Origin of the sequence: Chryseobacterium sp. JUb7, from assembly GCF_024806495.1 — a bacterium.
Lineage (GTDB): Bacteria > Bacteroidota > Bacteroidia > Flavobacteriales > Weeksellaceae > Chryseobacterium.
This window is the reverse complement of record NZ_JANUFF010000018.1, coordinates 26067-49451: the sequence shown is the minus strand read 5'-3', so window position 1 is coordinate 49451 and position 23385 is coordinate 26067. Positions and strand designations below refer to the sequence as shown.

Sequence of the window (23385 nt, the reverse complement as noted above, 5' to 3'; positions counted from 1 at the left end):
TCAAATCCATTTTAAATTTATATTAAACATCGGAAATAAACTTCCATCTTCCAGCCTCGAACATCCAGCCAAATTAACTATCCTCCCAACCGAAATTATTTATTTAAAAACTCGGAAGCTCTTGAAACGAATGCATCATGATTCTGGAAAAATGAGGCATGACCCGAATCCGGAAAAACCAATAATTCTGCATGATCTAAATTTTGCAGCATGTTCTGAGCATTCTGAACAGATACCGGAAGATCATTCTGACCATGAACGATAAGGACGGGATTTTTAATATTTTTTATTTCGGTCAGAGCATTGGGATTGGCTTGTGACCAGCTCAAAACTGCTGTAAACTGAGAAGCAGATGTTGCATCGCTTAAAGGAAGATCTCGGTCTGTTGTACGAAGCTGAATTCTTGCATAGGAAGCTTTTCCGGCTGCAATACTCGCCGCCGATTCCGTAAATCCGAATTTAAGAAAAGAGGCTTCAGGGCTCAATCCGGCAGTTCCGGCAATAATATTCGGGAGATTAGACAATCCGATAGCGCCTTGTGGCCCGGTTCCTGTTAAAATAATTTTATTAATTAAGGCAGGCTTCGTTAATACCACTCTCTGAGCAACAAACCCTCCCATAGAAAATCCCATGATATTTATTTTATTCAGATTCAGAGCTTCTATAAAATCTATAGCATCATCCGCCATAGCCTGTACCGTATTCGGGGTAACACCTTTTGAAGCAGCCACTCCTTTATTATCAAACAGGATGACCTTATATTTTTTTGCCAGACCATCTGTAACAGCTGGATCCCAATCATCCATCGAGCCACCCAGCCCCGGCAGTAAAACCAAAGGAATACCTCCGTCTTTACCCAAAACTCTGTAGGCAAATGCATTGCCTTTTACATTTATAAATCTGGTTTTGGCATTTTGGTGATTATCAGTCTGTGTACCCTGGATAGACGTTATTTCACTTTCCTCTCTGCAGGACATTGCAAGTGTTGATGTAAGAAGTGTTAAACATAAAACACCTGCCATTGAAGTTGTTCTGATTGCTTTCATTGTAGTTTATTTTTGTATGATTATGATGCAAACATACGGTGCGAAAGAAAGCAGGGCATTCGGAAAGTACCTTAACCAGACATTTTTAAAGGTCAGCCGGACAAGAGGTAGCTTAAAAAATAATATGAAAAACGACGAGGATTAAAAATAGGTTTAAAAAATTAGATTAGATTCGACTCACTTTGTAAACACATCTGCTACCTCCGGAGAGGATATGCTGTATTCTGTCTACTTTATATTCTGAGCCAATCAGCGCTTGAAAATTAGACAACTCAGCACGACAAAACCCCTGGCATTCTGCAGCTGCAGCACAAATCGGACAATGATTTTCAATAAGGAGATATTCTTTGCCTTCTTTCTTCCATTCTGCCATATAGCCTTCTTCACTTCGGATTTTAGACAGAATTTCTAGACGCTGTTCCAGATTTTTTGCCTCAGAAAGTGCTTTTTCATATCGCTGGTAGGTATTTTTTTCCCGATCATTGATGAGCAGATCTAATGCATTTTCTCCTAAAAGATTTTTCACCGACCTCAAAAGCTGAACCGTAATATCTGCATGCGTATCAGGAAACTGCGCCAGCCCTTTCTCAGTCAAAACATAATAGGTCGACGGCCTTCCTACTCCCTCGCTTTTGATGACAGACCTTATTAAATCTTCCTGGGCAAGATTCAGCAAATGTTTTCTCGCGCCTTCTTTGGTGATGGCAAGTTCTTCAGAGATTAATAGTGATGTTGCTTCTCCTCTCATCTTCAAAAACATCAGAATGCGCTCAGCAGCAGACTTCTTCATTTGACAATAATTTAGTTGTTTTATTTTCCAACAACAAATATAGTCATTTTCTATAATGTGCCACCATTACATTTAAATATATAAATATCAAACGTTTAAATTAAATACTTGTATAAAACATAAAACAACTAAAAAGTTGTTTTATTGAAATTTATTTTTACCTTTGCTTCATACTTATAAAAATAAAACAATGAGTCCATTTAAATTACCTCAGCTTTCTTATACATATGATGCCCTTGAACCTTTTTTAGATAAAGAAACAATGGAGATCCATCATCAACGTCATCATCAGGCGTATGTTGATCATCTTAACACAGCCCTGGAGAAAATAAATGAGCCGATACCCGATCTTGAAACAATGCTTCAGAAAATAAGTGAATATGGTCCGGCGATAAGAAATAACAGCGGCGGGCATTACAACCATTCCTTATTCTGGGAAATTCTTTCTCCAGCTCCCCAATTAAAACCTGAAGGAAAACTTTCTGAAAAAGTGATTACAGCATTTGGAAGCCTTGATCAATTAAAAACAGAAATGAAAAAAAACGGACTTGGTCAGTTTGGATCCGGCTGGGTTTGGCTTTCTGTGAAATTCAATGGATCCTTAATGATAAGTTCTACGGCTAATCAGGACAACCCAATGATGGATACCCAATTGACTAACAGAGGTTTTCCGATTCTTGGAATAGATGTTTGGGAACATGCTTATTATTTGAATTATCAAAATAAAAGAGCAGATTATCTTGATGCGTTCTGGTCTGTTCTTGACTGGTCGTCCGTAGAAAAAAAATATGAAGAAGCTCTTTCTAAAATTAAATAACAAACACTTACAGTTTCAATCATGGAGAATCTTTTCATTAATAAAGCCAAAACATCAGGAATTATTGCTATTGATCTTTTAGACTATAAACCTTTGACAGAAATTGCAACCTTCGACATCAAAGACCTTCTGTTTCTGGGAATGATTGTTAAAGAGAAACCGTTCAGGGAATCTGTTTCAGCACTGGATTTTACTGAATACAAAGAAAAAACAGTTGCTGTAACCTGCTCTGCTGATGCAATTATTCCTTCCTGGGCCTACATGCTGCTGGCAGAAAAACTACATCCGCATGCAGCTCATATTGATTTTTCAGGTCCGGAAACAATGAGACTTGACCTTTGGAAACAAAATCTTCAAAATGCAGACTGGAAGCAGTATAAGGATCAGAAAGTCGTTGTTAAAGCCAGATCTGAAATCACACCTGCCCTTTATCTTTTAGCATCATTTCTATTGAAACCCTGGGTTAAAAGTTTAATGTACGGAGAAATTGGTATGCCGAAAGTAATTTATAAAAAATAGTTTAGCCACTACTGCCGGAGGGATTTCTGAATCAAATCTGTGAAAGAAATCCCTTTTCTTTAAATCCCGAAATTAAAATAAAATGGCCATTAAAATAACAGATGACTGCATCAATTGCGGAGCATGTGAACCGGAATGCCCCAATAAAGCAATTTACGAAGGTGCGTACGAATGGAGTTGGAAAGATAAAACTACAGTCTCCGGAAAGATTACTTTGCCCGATGGAAAGATTATCAATTCTGATGAAGTCAATGATGCACTATCAGATGAGGTTTACTATATCGTTCCCGGAAAATGTACGGAGTGCAAAGGTTTTCATGACGAACCTCAATGTAAAGCAGTTTGTCCTGTAGACTGTTGTATCGACGATCCAGACCATCGTGAAAGCGATGATATATTGTTTGAACGTCAGAAATTTCTACATCATTAAATATTTCTTAGGCTTAAAAAGCTAAATTTACAGATCCTTCCATCCATTTGAAAGGATTTTTTTATTTTTAATACAAAACACAACTTCTCATTACATTATTCGCAAAATAAATTAGTAATTAATTCAATAACAAGGACATAAAACAACAGTCTTTAAATCACAATTAAGAGAAATACAATATAATTAAAATTTTCTTAAAATTTAACAAATTAACGAACGCTATCCATCTAAAATTATGATTTCGTTTGAGTATATTAACTATTTTTAAGTATAACTAATTGATATGTTATCTTTTTGTAATATTAAAAAAACAATTCTCCTATTATTGAAGTATTTTATTTTTTATTCCTATATTTGCTTAACATTATCTTAATTATAATGATTTATACTTAAGATAACGCAGATTGTACCGGCTTATTCCTAAGAATAAAATTATAAACTTTAAGTTTTAATAGTATTTGAACAATTAATATTCTTTTGTTAAAAAATTATTATTAATTACAGCATATTATTAAAAATACACTAAAGTTATCTACTTTTATTCTGAAAATAAATAGACGTTGAAAGCTGAAAAGTTTTTGAGTTTATTTTTAATCTATTGCTATCCTAATACCCTTCAACGCAATGAAAAACTTGACCATTATTAGACTAACAAATTTTGAAAAGCCGAACATCAGCCTTATTCCTAATAACACCTATATTAGGCAGAGGATGAGTAACCTCACTATAGTGTATCATTCACTATCGAATCAGCATTATTGTTGCCAATAATAAAAAACAACTAATTTTTTACTTTAACAAATAACAGCTTTTCTTCCGGAGAGGTTTAGCGGTTTGTTATTGGAATTCTCCACTATCATTCAAACCATTAACACAATGAAAAACTTGACCATTATTGGACTAACACCCTTTGAAAGACCGGATGTTAATCTACTTCTCAAATTGCATCAGGCGGGCGCATTTCCCGTTTTGAGCTTAGGACATGATCAAAAAACTGCTCAAGAAGCACTGAATCAGATTGATAATTTAGACATACCGTCTTATGGGATTTATATTCCCAATAAACAATTAATATCACTTCCAATTCCCGAAAAGGCCGAAGTTGTCATTCTCCCTTTTGGAATTTCCATGAACCTCAGCAAAAACCTTGCCATTTTTTATCAGGTAAGCAGTTTGGAAGAGGCAAAAAAAGCCGAACAGGAAGGAGCGCAAGGAATTATCATCAAGGGTAACGAAGCCGGAGGACTTGTTGGTTATGAATCAACTTTTGTATTGTTTCAGCGCGTCATTAAAGAGATTAAAACCATTCCTGTATGGGTTCAGGGAGGGATAGGGCCACACACTGCTGCTGCTGCGAAAGCATTGGGAGCCACAGGCGTTATACTCGATAGTCAACTTGCTATGTTCCCGGAAAGTTCAGTTTCAAAAGAGGTAAAAGAGCTGTGTTCTAAATTAAATGGAACCGAAACAAAAATTATCGCCAATCACAGAGTATTGGTGAGACCCAACTCTCCTATTTTACCGGAAAATATAACTGCCGAAAAACTTACGGAATACTTTACAGATCTTGACATCAGCAAGAGCTATATCCCTATGGGACAGGACATTTCTTTAGCCATCGATTTATATGAAGATTTCAAAAATCTGAAAAAATTAGTTTTTGGATTTAAAGAAGCAATGTATGGTCATTTAAGACAGGCAAAAGCGATTCAGATTATTGATCAGGAAAATATTTTAGCGAAAGATTTAGGCTTAAAATATCCAATCGCACAAGGTCCGATGACTCGTGTGAGTGATGTTCCGGCATTTGCCAACGCCGTTGCAGAAGCAGGAGCGTTGCCGTTCGTTGCTTTATCTTTATTAAAAGGCAGTGCTGCCAAATCTTTGGTATTTGATACTAAAAATTTAGCAGGAGCAAAAACCTGGGGTGTCGGAATTTTAGGATTTGCGCCACAGGAATTAAGAGACGAACAGACTTCCTATATTTTAGAAGCAAAGCCACCTGTTGTTTTAATCGCGGGAGGCAGACCGGCTCAGGCCAAAGTTTTTGAAAAAGCCGGAATCAAAACATTTTTACATGTTCCTTCTCCTGCCCTTTTAGATATTTTCTTGAAGGAAGGAGCTACCAACTTTATATTTGAAGGCCGTGAATGTGGTGGTCACGTTGGTCCACTTTCAAGCACGGTTCTTTGGGAAAAACAGATCGAAAGAATTTTAAAAGAAGACCATCCTGAAAAAATCAGCGTATTTTTTGCTGGTGGAATTCATAATGATTTTTCAACCGCTTTTGTTTCCATTATGGCGGCTCCATTGGCAGCTAGAGGTGTAAAAGTTGGTGTATTAATCGGTACAGCTTACCTTTACACACAGGAAGCCGTTTCTTGTGGAGCCATTCAGGAGGAATTCCAGGTACAGGCTTTACAGGCTAAAGAAACCGTTTTATTGGAAACTGCTCCGGGACACGAAACCCGTTGTTTAGATACTTCATTTGCGAAATATTTTAATGAAGAAAAAGCAAAATTAATTGCTGCCGGAACCGATAAAAAAGAAGTTTGGGAAAAACTCGAAAAATTAAATGTCGGTCGATTAAGAATTGCTGCTAAAGGCGTTGAACGTCAAGGTGATCAGTTAGTGAATATTGCTAAAGAAGATCAACTGGATTTGGGAATGTACATGATTGGTCAGGTGGCTACGATGCATGATAAAGTAATTACACTTGATGAATTGCATCAGAACGTTAGTATTAATAATCAAAAATATATTCAGGAAGCTGAGTTATCAGAAGCTCCAATATCCGTAGAAAAGCCTTTAGACATTGCCATTGTCGGCATGGAATGTATTTTCCCTGATGCTAAAAATCTGGAAGAATACTGGAGAAATATTATTCTTGGAAAAGACAGCGTAACCGAAGTTCCGGACGAAAGATGGAATAAAGAATTGTATTATCACCCCGATTCTAACGAAGCCGATGTTTCTCATTCGAAATGGGGCGGGTTTATCCCAAAAATTGATTTTGATCCTTTAGAATTCGGAATTCCGCCACAATCTTTGGCTGCGATTGAACCAACTCAATTGTTGACTTTACTAGTAGCAAAACGCGCGATGGAAAATGCAGGTTATGATGAAAAACATACGAACAGAGAAAATATTTCTGTTATCATCGGTGCTGAAGGAGGTAATGATTTGGCCAACAGCTACAGTTTCAGAGGATTCTACAAACAGGTTTTCGGTGAACTTCATGAAGAGGTTAAGGAAGCTTTTCCTCACACCACTGAAGACTCCTTCCCCGGAATTTTAGCTAATGTGATTGCGGGAAGAATTACCAATCGTTTAGATTTAGGCGGAAGAAATTATACTGTAGATGCTGCTTGCGCTTCATCTTTGGCAGCGCTTGAACTGGCTTGTCAGGAACTGGTTTTAGGTAAATCAGATATGGTTTTGGCAGGTGGTGCAGATTTACACAACGGCATCAATGATTATCTGATGTTTTCCAGCACGCATGCCCTTTCCAGAAAAGGAAGATGTGCGACTTTCGACAGTGAGGCAGATGGAATTGCTTTGGGTGAAGGCGTTGCTATTTTAGTGTTAAAAAGATATGAAGACGCTGTAAAAGATGGCGACAGAATATATTCAGTAATAAAAGGCGTAGGCGGTTCGAGTGACGGAAAAGCCCTTGGATTGACCGCTCCGAGAAAAATTGGACAGGTTCGTGCACTGGAAAGAGCCTACACTCAAGCAGGAATCAGTCCTTCATCCGTTGGATTGGTTGAAGCGCACGGAACCGGAACTGTTGTTGGTGACAAAACCGAATTAAGTGCATTGACCAATTTATTCAGTCGTTCGGGAGCTTTGCCGGGACAGACGCATTTAGGTTCAGTTAAAACGCAGATCGGACATACCAAATGTGCTGCTGGATTGGCTGGTTTAATTAAAGCTTCATTGGCAGTTTATCACGGTGTAAAACCTCCTACCCTTCATTTACAGCAACCGAATGCTTATTATAATGCTCAAACCAGTCCGTTTGCTTTCTACGCAGAAAGTGGATTGTGGAGCGAGGAAAACCGTTATGCGGGAATCAGTGCGTTTGGTTTTGGAGGAACGAATTTCCATACGGTAATTGCCAACCATCCTAAACAAGACGATTCTGCGGTGTTGCAATCCTGGCCTTCGGAATTATTTGTATTCCGTGGAGATACATACGATGAGGCAAAAATTCAATTAAATCAGATTAAATCTTTACTTGAAGTTAATGACAGTATTGCCTTAAAAGATATTGCTTACAGTTTAGCAACAAGTTCAGAAAAACAGGTTCAGTTGAGCATCGTTGCCGATACAGCCGAACATTTAATGATGAATATCGAACTGGCATTGTCAGGAATTGAAAGCAAAGACACGTTTACCGTTAATAAAAAAGAAGGAAAAGTCGCATTTTTATTCCCTGGACAGGGCAGTCAGCGCATCAATATGGCTCGTGATTTATTCGTAGCCTTCCCAGAAATGCGAAAGTTAATCGATTCTTATCCTGAATTGGAGAAAGTTATTTTCCCTTCAAAAACGTTTAATGAAGTTGATTTAAAACAACAAAAAGAAACAATAAAAGATACCCGTTTAGCACAGCCACTTTTAGGAATCGTTGATCTGGCTTTGGCTAAATTTTTACAATCCATTGGAATCGTTCCCGATATGTTGGCGGGACACAGCTATGGAGAATTACCGGCATTATGTTTCGCAGGCGTTTTCGAGGAAGAAAAACTGGTTGATTTAAGTATCAAAAGAGCACAGTCTATTTTAAATTCTGTTGAAGGCGGCGATCCGGGTTCTATGATTGCGGTGAGCTCAACAAGAGAAAATTTACAGCCGATTTTAGCACAGGTTGAAGGTTGCTATCCCGTAAATTACAATGCTCCTACTCAATGTGTGGTGGCAGGAAGTACGGAAGCCATCAACAAATTAATGGAAGTGTTGAAACAGGAAAGAATTTCAGCAAAAAAACTGGAAGTTGCCTGCGCATTCCACAGTCCGTTATTGGCGAAATCTAAAGGTTTATATCAAACTGTTTTAGAAAACGTTCCGTTCAACGAAATGCAGATTCCGGTTTGGTCGAACACGACAGCAGAAATCTATCCAGCAAACGTTTCTGACATTAAAGAAAGATTAACCGACCATTTGGTACAGCCTGTAAGATTCGTGGAAGAACTTCAGGCAATGTACAACGATGGCGCAAGAATATTCATCGAAGTTGGTCCCGGAAAAGTCTTGACCGGATTAACAAGATCTTGCCTGGAAAAAGACCAATTAACTTTATTTGTTGAAGATACTAACACTAATAAATTAACACATCTTCTTTCAACACTTGCTCAATATTTGGGAACAGGAAGAAGTTTTAATATTGCTAAACTTTTCGACGGTCGAAACGTGAAATTAATTCAAATCGATCAACCCGAATTGTATAAGAAAAGTCCTGCCATCTGGCGTGTAAACGGACAGGCAGCTCATCCAACGACAGGTTCACTTCCTGTTAATGGTGCATTACCAATCATAAATCCACTTCAAATGAACAACTTTACCAATAATACCCAAACTCCTGTCGCTGAAAACCAGACGAATGCAGAACGTATGCTTCAGGAATACTTAAACAGCATGAAAATGATGGTTCAGGCGCAACGTGACGTGATGCTTTCCTTCCTAGGACAGAATCCTCAAGTTCACCAAGCTCCTGTTTATCAAACTCCGATTCAAAACATTCCAACTCAGAATATTCAGTCGCCGGTTGTGTCAATGCCCAATAATGACGGTGCTGAAAAAACAGTTATTATACCGGTAAAACAAGCTCCGACAAAGGATATCAAAACATTATTGCTGCAGGTTGTAAGTGATAAAACAGGCTATCCTCATGAAATGTTAGGGATGGAAATGGACTTGGAAGCAGATTTAAGTATTGATTCCATTAAAAGAGTTGAAATCATTGGTACGCTGAAAGCTGAATTAGGTTCTTTCTCCTCAAATAATGCCAATGAAGATACCATCATGGAACAATTAGCCGGAATTAAAACATTAAGTGGTTTAGTTTCCTGGTTAACAGAATATTCAGGAGTTTCAAATACAACAGAAAAAGTTGGAGTTATCGAAACTCAGGCTTCAACTTCTCAAGCTCAAGCCGGATTTTCTCTTGAAGAACTTCAGACGGCTATTTTAAATATCGTAAGCGATAAAACGGGGTATCCAAAAGAAATGTTAGGATTAGACCTTGATTTAGAAGCAGATTTAAGCATCGATTCTATTAAACGTATGGAGATTATCGGTGATCTTAAAACAAAAATCGGTTTCGGTGGCGATATGGAACAGGCAGATGATTTAATGGAAAAGTTAGCTGCGATTAAAACACTAAACGGATTGGCTTCATGGATCAACGAAATGAGCGGAAACAGCACGCCAGAACCTGAGCAAAATCAATTGTCCCGTCTTCGTTTCGACTTGACTCCCACTAACGTTTCATTAATTGAAAATAATGAAATATTACAGGGAAAACGTTTTGCCATTACTCAAAATGAAAGCAATCAGACATCAGCCATCAAGAACGAGCTTGAAAAACATGGCGCGATTGCAGAACTGGTAGATACCGAAAAAGATCTGTCGGATTTTGACGGATTAATTATCCTTGATCTGTTCTCATCTTCTGTAAAACACAACATCATCGATCACGTTGATTTAATCAAAAAAATGGATCTTGATAAAGCAAAATGGATCTATTTGATCTCCGATACTCCGGCTCATGTTCAGGAATTGACGGACACTACTCTTTTACGTCATTATAAAGGACATCCGGGACTTTTCAAAAGTCTGGCTCGTGAATTTGAACAGACGAATTGCAGACTGATCAGCTTAACTTCTCCTCAACAAATCGAGCAGATCGCAGAAATTGCTTTAAAAGAAATTTTATCAACCGATAAACCTTCTGAAGTGATTTACAAAAATGATCAGAGGCATAAAGTGGATATTATTCCATCGCCGTTGTCAACTGGTCTGAGCGAAGCACAAATTCAACTCGATAAAGATTCTGTTGTTTTGGTTCTTGGAGGCGCACAGGGAATTACGTCCGAACTCGCAAAACATATGTCACAGGCTTATCCTTGTACGTATATTTTGGTGGGAAGATCCGAAGACCCTAGAAATCAGGCAACAAATAGAGAATTAGAAGTCATGAAAACCAAGGAAGAAATAAGAGCGTCTCTTATCAAATCCGGAACATTCACTTCGCCCTCTGAAATCGAAAAAGAAACGATAAAAGTTTTCAAAAACAATCAGATTCTACGCACCATCCGTGATATGGAGCAACTCGGAAATACAATTGTTTATCAGTCATTAGACCTTTGCGACGAAAATGGATTGTCTGAATTAATCAACGGTATTTACGAAAAATACAACCGTCTAGACGGAGTAATTCATGGTGCCGGATTGTTGGAAGATAAATTATTCAAACAAAAAACAACAAGTTCTTTCGGACGTGTTTTCGATACTAAAGTAAAACCACTTCGTGTGTTGGCAGAGCAACTTCGTACCGATTGTCAGTTTGTGGTATTGTTCTCAAGTATCGCTTCGGTGTACGGAAATAAAGGTCAAACCGACTACGCAGCCGCAAACTCAGTTTTAGACGATTATGCGAATGCTTTGAATAAAAAATTAAAAGGAAAAGTAATTTCCATCAACTGGGGACCTTGGAAAGGAGCCGGAATGGTTTCAGCAACCCTGGAAACAGAATACGAAAGAAGAGGAATTTCTTTAATTCCATTGGAACAAGGCAAGGAAATTTTCCTGAATGAAATAAAATATGGAACTGAAAGTCAGGTATTAATCATGTCTGGAACTAACTGGTAATCTCTGTTTTAAATTGAATGTATGAAAAAAACAGATGTTGCAGTAATTGGTCTTTCTTGCGTCTTTCCGGGGGCTCAGGATGCCGATACTTTTTGGCAGAATATTGTCAATAAAGTAGATTCTACCCAGCTGGCTCCAGCCGACCGAATCGATCCTGTTCATTTCAGTGACAGCACGAATCCGGTTGACCGTTTTTATTGTCAGCGTGGTGGATTTATCTCTGATTATGAATTTAACCCAACCGCTTTCGGAATTTTGCCATTAGCGGTTGAAGGAACTGAACCCGATCATTTATTAACGCTTGATTTAGTCCAAAAAGCCTTGGACGATGCCGGAATTTTTAAGAAAAATATTTCGCTGGAAAAAACAGGAATTATCATCGGGAAAGGGAATTATACCGGGCCAGGCGCAACCCGTGCTATCGAAATTGTAAGAACCGGGGAACAAATTTCTTCTTTGTTAAAGGAATTGTTACCCGAAGTTTCTTCTGCCGATATTGAAAAAGTAAAACACGCTTTTCAGGAAAAGAAAGGACGTTTTGCTGCCGATACGGCAATGGGATTAATCCCCAATTTAGTGGCTTCTTTAGTGGCTAACCGGTTCAATTTGGGCGGTGCTGCTTTTACCGTTGATGCTGCTTGTGCAAGTGCTTTATTAGCCGTTGATCATGCCGTTCAGGAACTACAAAGAGGTCGTTCTGATATTATGATTGCAGGAGGCGTTCACACCGGGCAAAATGCTGCGTTCTGGAGTATTTTTGCTCAGTTGGGTGCCATGTCCCGCCAACAGCAAATCAAACCTTTCAGCAGTGACGCAGATGGGTTATTGATTGGTGAAGGTTGCGGATTTGTAGTCTTAAAAAGATTGGAAGATGCAGTTCGTGATCAGGATAAAATTTACGCAGTCATTAAAGGAGTTGGCGTAAGCAGCGATGGCAACGGAACCAGTGTGATGAGTCCCGCGGTAAAAGGTCAGTTGAAAGCTTTGCAACAGGCTTGGGCGAATGCAGATTTAGATGAAAATCAAATCGGTTATCTGGAAGCTCACGGAACAGGAACGCCACTTGGTGACAAGACGGAATTGCAAACCTTAGCTCAATTTTTCGGAAAAGAAGAAGGCGCTAAAATTGCCGGAATCGGTTCTGTAAAATCGAATATCGGTCACGCAATGCCTGCTGCGGGAATTGCCGGTTTAATTAAAACCTGTCTGGCTTTGCATCACGATACATTGCCACCGACTTTATATTGCGAAAATCCAACTTCGGAAATGCAGAAAACAAGATTCGAACCTGTTCAGGAAGCAAAAAACTGGTCGAAAACAGGCTTACCAAAAGTAGCGGCGGTGAATGCTTTCGGATTCGGAGGAATCAATGCACATGTGGTATTGGAAGGCTATGATATGCCTAAAAAAGATAAAGTTTTAATCTTGGCCAGACCCACGCATGAAGAATTATTAACCGCTTTACAAAATAATGAAACAACGATAGGAGAAGGAAATTTCCGAGTCGCGATTTTCGAACCAACTCCTGCGAGAATTGAAAAAGCGACTAAAATTGTTGCTAAAAATAATCCGTGGCGCAACAAACAGGATATTTGGTACACCAATACTCCTCTATTGCAAAACGGAGAAAAAGTAGCTTTTGTTTTCCCTGGATTAGATGGATTAGCAAAAGGCGAAGTCGAAAGTGTTAGCCGTTATTTCAACATCAACGCACCGATTGAAACGGAAGGCGAAGGATTGTTAAATGACGCTTTAAATATCTTCAACAACTGCAGTATTCTCGATAATTCATTAAAAAAATTAGGAATTATTCCTGATATGAATGCTGGTCACAGTTTGGGAGAATGGCTCGCGGGCTACTCTTCTGAATTAGCGGAAGTAAATTCTGTGAAAGCTCTTATTGATGTTTTAAATCCCGAAACTTTTGAATTAAAAGATTCTAAATTTATCGCCATCGGAGCAGGAATTGAAACTATTAAGCCCATCATCGAAGAAATTCCGAACGTATATATTTCCAACGACAACTGCCCGAATCAGGTGATTCTTTGCGGAAGTAATTCAGCGTTGGATGAATTGGTTCCAATCTTAAAATCAAAACAGATCTTTCATCAGATACTGCCCTTCCAATCAGGATTTCACTCGCCTTTTATCGCTGATAAATTAGATGTGATTTTGGCAGGAATGGAAAAAGCACAGTTTCAGCAGACGAAAATTCCATTATGGTCGGCAACGACTTTGGAACCGTATCCGGCTGATCAGGAATCAATACGAAAACTGAGTGCGGAACATCTTGTGGAACCCGTTCGTTTCCGTGAACTGACGGATACATTATACGAAGAAGGCGCAAGATTTTTCATTCAGGTCGGAACTGGCGGATTAATTGGATTTATTGATGATACGTTGAAAGGAAAAGCTTTCAGTACGATTGCTTCAAGCGTGGCGACACGTTCTGCATTGGCTCAATTTCAAAGAGTGGTTGCGGCATTATTCGTGGAAGGAAAAACAGTTGCACTGGACTTTTTAGATATTCAAAATCAATCCAAAAAATCATCCGGAAAAGGTATTAAACTGGAATTAGGTTCACCGATTATCCGTGATTTTGCAGCGATTAAAAATTTAGCAAAATCGATCGATACTCCGAAGCAAAAAGCTACTGCGACCGTTGCAAAAACAGGACATCCATTGGTTCAGGCATTTCAGGATAATATTTCAGATATGATTAAAATGCAGGAGGAAGTTTTAACCTTATTTCAGGATCGTCCGAAAGTTTCAATCCCGAATGTTGTGTTGCCGAAAGTTCAGGCTCCGATAAGCAAGAATTTTGAGAAAATATTATACGTGACGTTGGAAACTCACCCTTACCTCATCGACCATAGCTTATTGAGACAGCCAAAAGGCTGGCATGAAGTGGCCGATATGGAACCCGTGATTCCGATGACGATGATTTTCGAACAGTTAGCAGAAATTGCACAAGCCGAAATACAAGGATCGCAAGTTCATAAAATAATGAATGTAAGCGTTTTTCAATGGATGAACGTTGCCCAACCTTTCGAAAAAACCGTAAAAGGAGAATGGAAATCTGCCAATCATGCGTATTTGGATATTGAAAATTTTGCAAATGCTGAAGTTGTATTAACCTCAACCGCAAGACCTAATCCTACCTTCAATCTTTCCATCGGCGAAATATTACCCATTGAAAGAACTCCCGAAGAAATCTATGAAATGCATATGTTCCACGGTGAAAAATATCAGGGAATTACTGAAGTTTCAAAGGTCGGAACGAAAGGAATTATCGGAAAAATAAAAGGAAATGGCGGAAAAGGTTCGTTGTTGGATAATGCAGGACAGTTATTCGGGCTTTGGTTGCAATTAACTTTAACAAAAGACAGAATTGCTTTCCCTGTAAAAATCAAAGACATTGAATTTTTCGGAGATTTACACGATCAGGACGGTATTTTCGAATGTACCTGCAGTCTGACTGAAATGAATGACGAATTTGCCATCGGAGACATTCTTTTAACTAGAAACGGAAAAGTCTGGTGCAAAATTTCAGGATGGCAAAACCGCCGTCTGGAAATCGATGCCGCACTTTGGAATGTTTCGATGTCGCCTTTGCACAACCGTCTTTCGGAGGAAATCGCTCCTGAAGTATTTTTCTTTCATCAAGCATATTCAAGGGTTGCTTCTTGGGATTTTATTCTGAAAAGATATTTCAATCAAACCGAAAAACAGCATCATCAAACATTGCTTCCAAACAAGAGGAAAAGCTATATGGTAAGCCGTGTTGCCGTGAAAGATGCGGTGAGAAATCTTCTTAAAAAGGAAAAAAATCACCCTTGCTTCCCTATCACTTTTGAAGTGGGGAAAGATGAGGTTGGAAAACCATTCTTAATAGGAGATTCCACGCAAGACATTCACATTTCTTTGGCACATAAAGGAAAAGATGCGGTCGGAATTGCAAAAAGCGGAAAACCGGTCGGAATCGATATGGAAATCATAGAAGAACGAAGCTCGGGATTCTACGATTTGGTCTTTACTGATAACGAATTAGCCTTATTAAAAGACAGAGATCAGTCAGAATGGACCACCAAATTCTGGGTAGCCAAAGAAGCTTACGGAAAATTCGTCGGAACAGGACTGAAAGGAAACCCGAAAAACTTCGAAGTCGAGAAAATTACAGAAGATTCTTTATGGATCAATCAAACAGAAATCAAAATAATTAAACATAAAAATTATATCATAGGATGGACACTATAAACACGACAGTAAAATTAAATCACGAAGAATTATTCACTCTTTTAAAAGGTTTCATCACAGAAGTTATCGGTGAAGAATTTGTAGAGGAAATGGACATTACGCCTGAAAGTTCTTTTACGAAAGATCTGGAAATGGACAGCATCGAAATCGTTTCATTTTCAGAAAAAATCAAAGAGCATTTTGGAGACCAGATCGACTTTACAGGATGGCTGTCTTCAATGGATTTGGACGAGTTGATTAACCTAGATTTAAGTATGATTATCAATTACATCTACGAATGCCAATAATCTCTGTTAACGATAAAAAGGTTCATATTCAGGAACTCAACAAAGGGGCTGAACACACTGTGGTAATGATCCACGGGATGTTCAGCAACCTGTCTATTTATTATTTTAATATTGCTCCGATTCTGGCGAAACACTTCCATGTTGTGATGTTTGATTTGAAAAGTCACGGCATGAGCGAACGTTTTACAGACGGTTACGATCTGGAAAATATGTCTTCCGATGTCTTGGCGTTGATGGATGCTTTACATATTGAAAAAGCGCATCTTGTCGGTTATAGTTTTGGAGGATTAATTTCTTTAAAAACCGCTTTAAAAGCACCGAATCGCATTGAGCAGCTGGTTGTTATTGAAGCTCCAGACCCTCAGGACGAAAAAGCCAGAAATATTATTGATGAATACAGCAAAGAGTTTCTGGAGCATTATGTAGCCAATTTTAGCGACACCACCAAAGTACAGATGGGTAAAAGACAAATGGAAAAAAATCATCGTATGTATGAATTTCTGTTTAATCAGACCAGCATCAAAGCGGATATGATTAAGGAAAAACATTTCCTTAGTGAAGTTAATTTTTCTGAATTAAAACCTTCGACAATGTTGATGTACGGTGAAGATTCCAACTGCAGACCAACGGGAGAATGGCTGAATGATCAAATCGGAAGATCAGAATTAAAATTAATTCAGGGAGATCACAACATCCCGATTCAGGAACCTGTTTTGATTGCAGAAACCATCGCCCATTTTTTATCAAAATCATTAAAAACCTTATCACAAAACCATGGCTAAATTTGTATTTATAGTCCCACCACTGACAGGTCATGTGAATCCTACCTTAAGCATCGGTGCCACTCTTCTGGAAAGAGGACATCAGGTTGCATGGATAAGTCTCGACCAACAATTACAACATAAACTTCCGGAAGGCGGAGAATTATTATTGATTCAATACGACCAGACGGACGAAGAAAAAAGAGAAAGCGAAAACTATCTCGATATTATTTCTAAAAAAGTCGTTTACGGAATCGACAGCATCAAATTTCTGTACGAAGATGTGCTGATTCCTTTAAACAGACATTGCTATAACGGGATTATTCCTTTGTTAAAAGTTTATCAACCTGATTTGGTGATTGGCGACCATCAGTTGTTTGCGGCTTCCATTGCTGCGAAAAAATTAGGTTTGCCTTATGCTACGACAGTTACCGCTCCAGCTGCTATTAAAATAATGAGCGAGCTTCCGAAAGTTCATGAGTGGGAAGAAAAACAAATCATCGCTTTACAGCAGGAATTGGGTGTTGAAGAAAACCGCGCATTAGATTGTTCGGATTTATTGACGTTAGTTTTAACATCACAATATTTCTTTGGCGAAATGGATTTGGAATCGAATTTCCAATTTACAGGTCCGGTTCTTACGGAACGTCGTGTTTCTTCTGAATTTGACTGGGAGAAATTCAACAGCACTCCAAGAAAAAAGATTTTAGTAAGCATCGGAACAACTTTCGACCACGAGCATAAAAAAGCATTTTTCCAAAAGGTGGTTGATGCTTTTAAAGATGAAAACTTAACGGTTGTTGTAGTTTCAGACCCTCAGCTTTTTGAAGAATGGCCGGAGAACTTTATGGTCTATCAGCAAGTTCCTCAATTGGATTTGCTGCCTCATTTGGACGGCGTTGTTTCTCACGGCGGTCACAATACAGTTTCCGAAACCTTATCAAACGGTTTGCCGTTGGTGGTGATTCCGATTGCGTATGACCAGTCGCATGTTGCGGGTCGTGTTGTGCGTACAGGAGCAGGCGAACGACTTAATTTTAACCGTTTTAAAGCGCATCATTTAAACGAAGCCGTACAAAATATTTTAACCAATCCTGAATATAAAAAAGCAGCCGAAACCGTTCGCGAATCTTTCATCGAAGCTGGAGGAAGCGCAACAGCAGCCAATTTACTGGAAAATGCCATTTCAAACTCAACTATGGAAAAACCGAAGTCTAAATTTTTATTTGTTGTTCCCCCATTTTTTGGGCATATCAGTCCTACCTTGAGCGTTGGAGCGAGTTTAATTGCCCGTGGTCACGAAGTAAAATGGTTCGGAATTACGCCTTTAGACAACAAACATATTCCGGAAGGCGGAAGTTATTTTTATCCTGAACAAGATTTGATTCCGTATCAGGATGAAATCGCCAGAATTTTAAAAAGACAGGATGATGGCCCTGCCTGTTCAGGTCCTGAAGTGATGAAACTGGCTTTGGAAGAAACCTATGTTCCTTTCGCTAAAATGATGATGCCCGGTTTGGAAACATTGGCCAAAGAATGGCAACCTGATGTTATTGTGAACGATTGTATCACTTTCGGAGGAGCGCTTTTTGCTCATAAAAATAATATTCCGTGTGTGACAACAACGCCTGTTCCACCCGATGTAATGGGTGACACAGAAAACAGTGCCCCGAAAATCTTTGAATGGCAGCAGAATTTAATTAAAACTCTTCAAAAGGAAGTCGGAATTGATGATGAAGGAATTTTCATTCATTCTCATCATTTAAATTTAATATTCACCTCACAAAAATTTGCGGATTTTGAAGAAGTTCCAACCCATATGAAATTTGTAGGCCCTGTAAAAGGGCGTCCAAATCCAGCTCCTTTTGACTGGGATAAATTAAATGCTTCGACAACTCCGAAAATATTTGTTTCGTTAGGAACATTATTGGTAGACATCCGAAAAGCATTTTTCGAAAAAGTCATTGCCGCATTTGCAGATCAGCCTGTAACGGTAATCGCTGCTACTCCACCGGAAATTTTCGAGGAATGGCCATCTAACTTTATTGTGAGCAGTTTTGTACCTCAATCTGCTTTGATGCCTCACATGGATGCCGTGATTTGTCATGGCGGTTTCAATACCGTGAATGATACGTTTACCAACGGATTACCAATGCTAATCACACCAATTGCTTACGATCATTTTCATATTGCAAAACTGATTGTAAAAGCAGGTTGTGGAATTAGTATACGATATAAAAGACTGCGTGTTGATGAACTTCGCCAAACAGTTTTTGAATTATTGGAAAATCCTGCGTACAGAAATGCAGCGAAGGAAGTTCAATCTAGTTTAATTAATGCTGGAGGAAACGATCGCGCGGTAGAATTGCTGGAAAATTTTGTTGAACAATCCACTTTAGTTCCTGTGTAAGCCTATGAAACGAAGATTATTATTTGGCGAACGAATGTTGCTTGGCGACGGAACAGAACCTTTCAACACGGTAATTCCTTTTAGATTAAAGGGAACATTTAATCTGAAAGACATTCAATATGCTTTAGAAAAAATTCAGGAAAAACACCCTTGGTTAAAAGCTGTCATTCAACATGATGAAAAAAATATTCCGTGGTTTGAGGTTTCAGAAAAAGTAAAAATTCCAATTCGAATTTTAGCTAAAAAAGAAGAAAATGACTGGCTGGAAGAATCAAAAAAAGAGTGGTATAAACTATTCAATTACAAAGAACAACCGCTTATGCGATTTGTCTGGATCAAAGGTGAAGAAACCTCAGATATGATGTTTGTGTTCCACCATTGTTTATGTGATGGTGGCTCTGCAATGGCTGTTCTGGACGAATTTTTAAAATTACTGGACAATCCGAATTACGATATTGGTGTTGAACATCCAATTTTGGGAATTCATGATGTTGTTCCAAGCGAAATTCTGAACAGTAGCGGACAAAAATTTAAAGCAAAAATGATCGGAAGACTGGCGGCAACAGCCATCAAAGTCATTCCAGTCAATAAAAAAACAACTGACCGACAAAGCGATTATTTACTCAACTGGAGATTCGATAAAGAGACGAGCCAGGAATTGATTTCTTACTGTAAATCTCAGAAAGTGACAGTCAATACTTTTCTGTGCGCAACGGTTTTAAAGGCATTTCAGAAAATCAGGAAAGAAAAAGCATTTAATAAAGTTTCGTGTCCTGTTGATATCAGACGTTTTGCCAATCAGATTAAAGCTGATCATATTTTCGCTTTTGGATTGATGATTGTGGTTTCTTTAAACAAGAAATTCGGTTTTGAAGAAAATTTAAAACTGATGCAGGAATCCGTAGAGAAAAAAACATCAAAGCTCAATCCATACATCACGATGATGGTGATGGAATCTGCCCACGATGCGCTGACGAATTTCACTAAATTATTGAAGAACGGAAAATCTTCCAACGACTGTATGTTTTCAAATTTAGGACGTATTCCGATTGCCCATGAATACAAAGAATTTACCCTGGAAAATATTTTCAGTCCGTCTGTGATCGGGCCTTTGGGAAATACGACAACGATGGTAACTTCTACTTTCCGTGGCGAGATGGATTTTGCTTTCATGGGAAGTGAAGGGTATTTGCCACAGAATGAAGCACTCGCCATTCGAGATGAGGTGATTAAAACAGTAAAACAACTAGAATCTTTAGCCGTATCATGATCAAAAGAAAATTAATGATGGTGGAAAGAATCATGTATGTTGATTCTGAAACACCTTTAAATGTTGTATACACCGCAAGAATCAACGGTGAAATTTCAGAAGAGAATATTAAAATTGCTTTAGATAAAATTCAGCAGAAACATCCTTTGTTGAGGGTTTCTATTGATCATAAGAGTGCAACATATCCTTTTTTTGTTGAAGAAAAAGAGATTTCACCGATTCCGCTTCGCATTGTTGAAAGAAAAACCGATCAGGATTGGCTTTTGGAATCTGAAAATGAATGGTACAGGATTTTTGAGGATAAGAAAAACCCAATGGCTCAGCTCGTTTGGGTGAAGAGTCCAACGGCTTCAGAAATTCTTTGGGTAATGCCTCATTGTTTGTGTGACGGAACAACAGGCATTACTTTGATACGTGAACTTTTAGCGTTACTGGATGATCCTAACATTGAATTTAATTCATACGAAGGATTTGGTTCCGTTAATGATTTTCTACCAGCAGATTTTAATTTAAAAAAGAAGAAACGAAAAGCCCGTTTTTATGTAATGATGGCGAAACTGTTTTTTCTAATGCAATCTAAAAGCAAAAACAGAAATCAAGGAAAAAATTATGCCCTTCACCGAAAATTGGATGCTGCTGTTTCCAAAAAAATAGTTGAAAAATGTAAAGCCAACGGAATTTCTGTTCACGCTTTATTGTGTTCAGCTTTTATGCAGGCTTTCAAAGAATTTCAGGGTAAAAATGCGAAAGGAAAAGTGATCAGTCCGGTAGATGTTCGTCATTTTATTCCGGAAATTAAACAGGATCATATATTTGCATTTGCACCGACGGTTGAATTATCATTAAAAAAAGGAACTCAGGATTTATTTGAAAATGCAAAACACATTAAAAAAGATCTCCTTGAAAAAATAGAAAAAACCGAAGCCAGAGAACTGTTGTGGATGGGTGAAAATATGCATCCTATTGTTGACCGTATGATTTCCTTGTTGAAATCAAGCAAAGGCGGACATGATATTACGCTGTCAAATATGGGTAAAATTGATATTCCGAGTGAGTATAAAAATTTCACGCTGGAAACCATTTTCAGTCCGACAGTTGCATTTCCTTGGTTAAATTCAAATACGTTGGTGACGACAACTTACAACCAGCAAATGGATTTTACGTTTATGTCTAATGAAAATTTTCTTCCAAAAGAAGAAGCGAAAAAAATAAAAGATAAAGCTATTGAGCTGTTGACTTCATGAAATTTAAAATAAAAAAGGCTCAACCGAAACCAATCAAAAAAACTACGCTGAATCGCTTTTTAAGAAAGCGGATGATCATTTATGTCCTTCCAAATGTATTTTTTAATTTCATTATTGCCTATGCGAGTTTTAATGAATTGGGATATACCCATTTCTTCGAAGGAACACAATGTCTTGCGAGATTAACACTGCCCATGGCGATATTTTTACCGGTTGTTCTTACCATTGACATCATTAAAAGAGTAACCGATGCCGCCAGTCAGAATGCAATTGAATTTACAGTGGATGATCAGCTTAATTTAAAAAAATTAATGACCAAACTAAGCATTTTACATGGTTTAATTACAGGCTCATTGGTTTTAATAAGCTTATTGTTCGCCCAATATATTTTATCTGAATTTTACAAACTCGATGCAGCTGCAATGGCCGTATTGGTCGGAGTTTTGGCTGGCTTGCTTTCGGTTTTATTCACTTACCTTCCGATCATGAAACTGAAAAGGCATTTGTACAGGCAACCGCAAATTTCAGCAGAAACAAATAATTAAAAATTATTTTCGCTCTAATATATCTATCCTTTCTAAAATATCAGAAAGGATATTTTTTTGTTCAGATGAAATATAACCTACAATTTTATATAACTCTGAATTATTTTTCTCTTCTTCGTTTATTTCAGAATAATATTTCAAGTTTCCGTCTATGTTTGCGAGAAGTGTAGAAAACGGATCATTTTTGATGTCGGCTTTATTTAAAAATAAAATATCACCATAATTATATTTAGATAAAAGACTATTGCTTTTCGTAAATTCATAAACCAAATCTATATTAGCTAATATTTTTTGCAATACCACAGCGTTCGGATCCATGCTAGAAACAGTTGAAACATGATGATCTGTCGAAAATATTAAATGATCGATATCAGATCCACTCGCTAATTGATTAACCTGCAACGTTTCGGTTAATAAATCATGTAAATCCAAATTAAAATAATCTGCAACTTTTAATAATGTCTCAATTTTTGGTTCTGCACGTCCTTCCTCATAAGAACTTATCACTCCTCTATTTAGCTCAAATAAGTCTGCAAAGGCCTTTTGGCTCAATCCTCTCACCTGACGTATCTTCTTTATATTAGTCCCGAAAAAGCTCATTAGTCTAATCTTTTTTGCAAATATAAGCTAATTCCATCAGATTAATTGCTAAAAATATTTGCATTTTGCAAATATTTATTCTATATTTGTGAAACTAAAATTAGAAAACACTACGTGATTGCTTATGAAAAACCAAATATTTAGAACTGTTAAAGAATGGCTGTTGGATAGTGGGTTTAATATCACACTGGATGATGAGGCCCGCAGAATTCTCATTATAGAAAAAGAAACCCACGGAATAAAAAACATGATTCTTATCGTTTCGGATTCTATCCTTATTATGGAACAATTTCTTTTTGAAGTTAAAAATCCGAGCGAGAAAATTTACAAAACCCTTCTCCAGAAAAACAGAGACATTGTACACGGTGCTTTTGCCCTTGACAATACAGGAAAACGTGTAATTTTCAGAGACACGCTTCCCACGGATAATATGGCGCAGAACGAATTAATGGCTTCTATCAATTCTTTAGGGATTCTTGTAGGAGAATTTACCCATGAAATGATTGAAATGAGTAAATAATTTCACAAAAAACA

At 37.9% G+C, this 23385-nt stretch carries 15 protein-coding genes; 12 read left to right on the top strand and 3 right to left on the bottom strand.

Annotated elements, in window-relative coordinates:
* Positions 1-95 precede the first annotated feature (95 nt).
* Together M2373_RS21435 and M2373_RS21430 are read right to left on the bottom strand one after the other, a co-directional pair.
* Positions 96-1046: an alpha/beta fold hydrolase gene (locus M2373_RS21435; RefSeq protein ID WP_259113380.1), complete on the bottom strand. Its 951-nt coding sequence runs from the start codon at positions 1044-1046 to the stop codon at positions 96-98.
* Between the two features lie 166 nt (positions 1047-1212).
* Positions 1213-1836, bottom strand: coding sequence for a metalloregulator ArsR/SmtB family transcription factor (locus M2373_RS21430; protein ID WP_259113379.1), 624 nt, complete (start codon positions 1834-1836; stop codon positions 1213-1215).
* Between the two features lie 190 nt (positions 1837-2026).
* Between M2373_RS21430 and M2373_RS21425 the strand changes: the two genes are divergently transcribed.
* From M2373_RS21425 to M2373_RS21375, 11 genes are all read left to right on the top strand, one after another.
* Entirely contained in the window at positions 2027-2653 is a 627-nt protein-coding gene (locus tag M2373_RS21425) for a superoxide dismutase (RefSeq protein ID WP_259113377.1), read from the top strand.
* A 21-nt stretch (positions 2654-2674) separates the two neighbouring features.
* A complete protein-coding gene (locus tag M2373_RS21420; RefSeq protein ID WP_259113375.1) occupies positions 2675-3172 on the top strand; it encodes a DUF2480 family protein in 498 nt (165 codons plus the stop codon).
* An 82-nt stretch (positions 3173-3254) separates the two neighbouring features.
* Positions 3255-3602 (top strand): 4Fe-4S dicluster domain-containing protein, encoded by a 348-nt coding sequence (locus M2373_RS21415; RefSeq protein ID WP_259113374.1) that lies wholly within the window; start codon positions 3255-3257, stop codon positions 3600-3602.
* Between the two features lie 876 nt (positions 3603-4478).
* On the top strand, positions 4479-11477 hold the full coding sequence (locus M2373_RS21410) for a type I polyketide synthase (protein WP_259113372.1): 6999 nt from the start codon (positions 4479-4481) through the stop codon (positions 11475-11477).
* 21 nt (positions 11478-11498) lie between these two features.
* Positions 11499-15734, top strand: a complete 4236-nt coding sequence (locus M2373_RS21405; RefSeq protein ID WP_259113370.1) for a type I polyketide synthase — start codon at positions 11499-11501, stop codon at positions 15732-15734.
* Positions 15722-16021, top strand: a complete 300-nt coding sequence (locus tag M2373_RS21400; RefSeq protein ID WP_259113369.1) for an acyl carrier protein — start codon at positions 15722-15724, stop codon at positions 16019-16021. The genes M2373_RS21405 and M2373_RS21400 overlap by 13 nt, the downstream gene beginning before the upstream one ends.
* Positions 16012-16803 carry an alpha/beta fold hydrolase gene (locus M2373_RS21395; protein WP_259113367.1) on the top strand — a complete coding sequence of 264 codons (792 nt, stop codon included), beginning with the start codon at positions 16012-16014 and terminating at the stop codon, positions 16801-16803. Before M2373_RS21400 ends, M2373_RS21395 begins: the two co-directional genes overlap by 10 nt.
* Positions 16796-19192: a glycosyltransferase gene (locus tag M2373_RS21390; protein WP_259113366.1), complete on the top strand. Its 2397-nt coding sequence runs from the start codon at positions 16796-16798 to the stop codon at positions 19190-19192. The genes M2373_RS21395 and M2373_RS21390 overlap by 8 nt, the downstream gene beginning before the upstream one ends.
* 4 nt (positions 19193-19196) lie before the next feature.
* Positions 19197-20462: a condensation domain-containing protein gene (locus M2373_RS21385; protein WP_259113364.1), complete on the top strand. Its 1266-nt coding sequence runs from the start codon at positions 19197-19199 to the stop codon at positions 20460-20462.
* A complete protein-coding gene (locus tag M2373_RS21380) occupies positions 20459-21706 on the top strand; it encodes a phthiocerol/phthiodiolone dimycocerosyl transferase family protein (RefSeq protein ID WP_259113363.1) in 1248 nt (415 codons plus the stop codon). Before M2373_RS21385 ends, M2373_RS21380 begins: the two co-directional genes overlap by 4 nt.
* Before the next feature lie 71 nt (positions 21707-21777).
* Complete coding sequence (locus tag M2373_RS21375; RefSeq protein ID WP_259113361.1) at positions 21778-22251, top strand: TLP20 family protein; 474 nt, start codon at positions 21778-21780, stop codon at positions 22249-22251.
* A gap of 3 nt (positions 22252-22254) precedes the next feature.
* Here the strand turns inward: M2373_RS21375 and M2373_RS21370 are convergent, their stop codons facing one another.
* Positions 22255-22851 carry a helix-turn-helix domain-containing protein gene (locus M2373_RS21370; RefSeq protein WP_259113360.1) on the bottom strand — a complete coding sequence of 199 codons (597 nt, stop codon included), beginning with the start codon at positions 22849-22851 and terminating at the stop codon, positions 22255-22257.
* Between the two features lie 124 nt (positions 22852-22975).
* Between M2373_RS21370 and M2373_RS21365 the strand changes: the two genes are divergently transcribed.
* Positions 22976-23371, top strand: coding sequence for a YbjN domain-containing protein (locus tag M2373_RS21365; RefSeq protein WP_259113358.1), 396 nt, complete (start codon positions 22976-22978; stop codon positions 23369-23371).
* Positions 23372-23385: the final 14 nt, after the last annotated feature.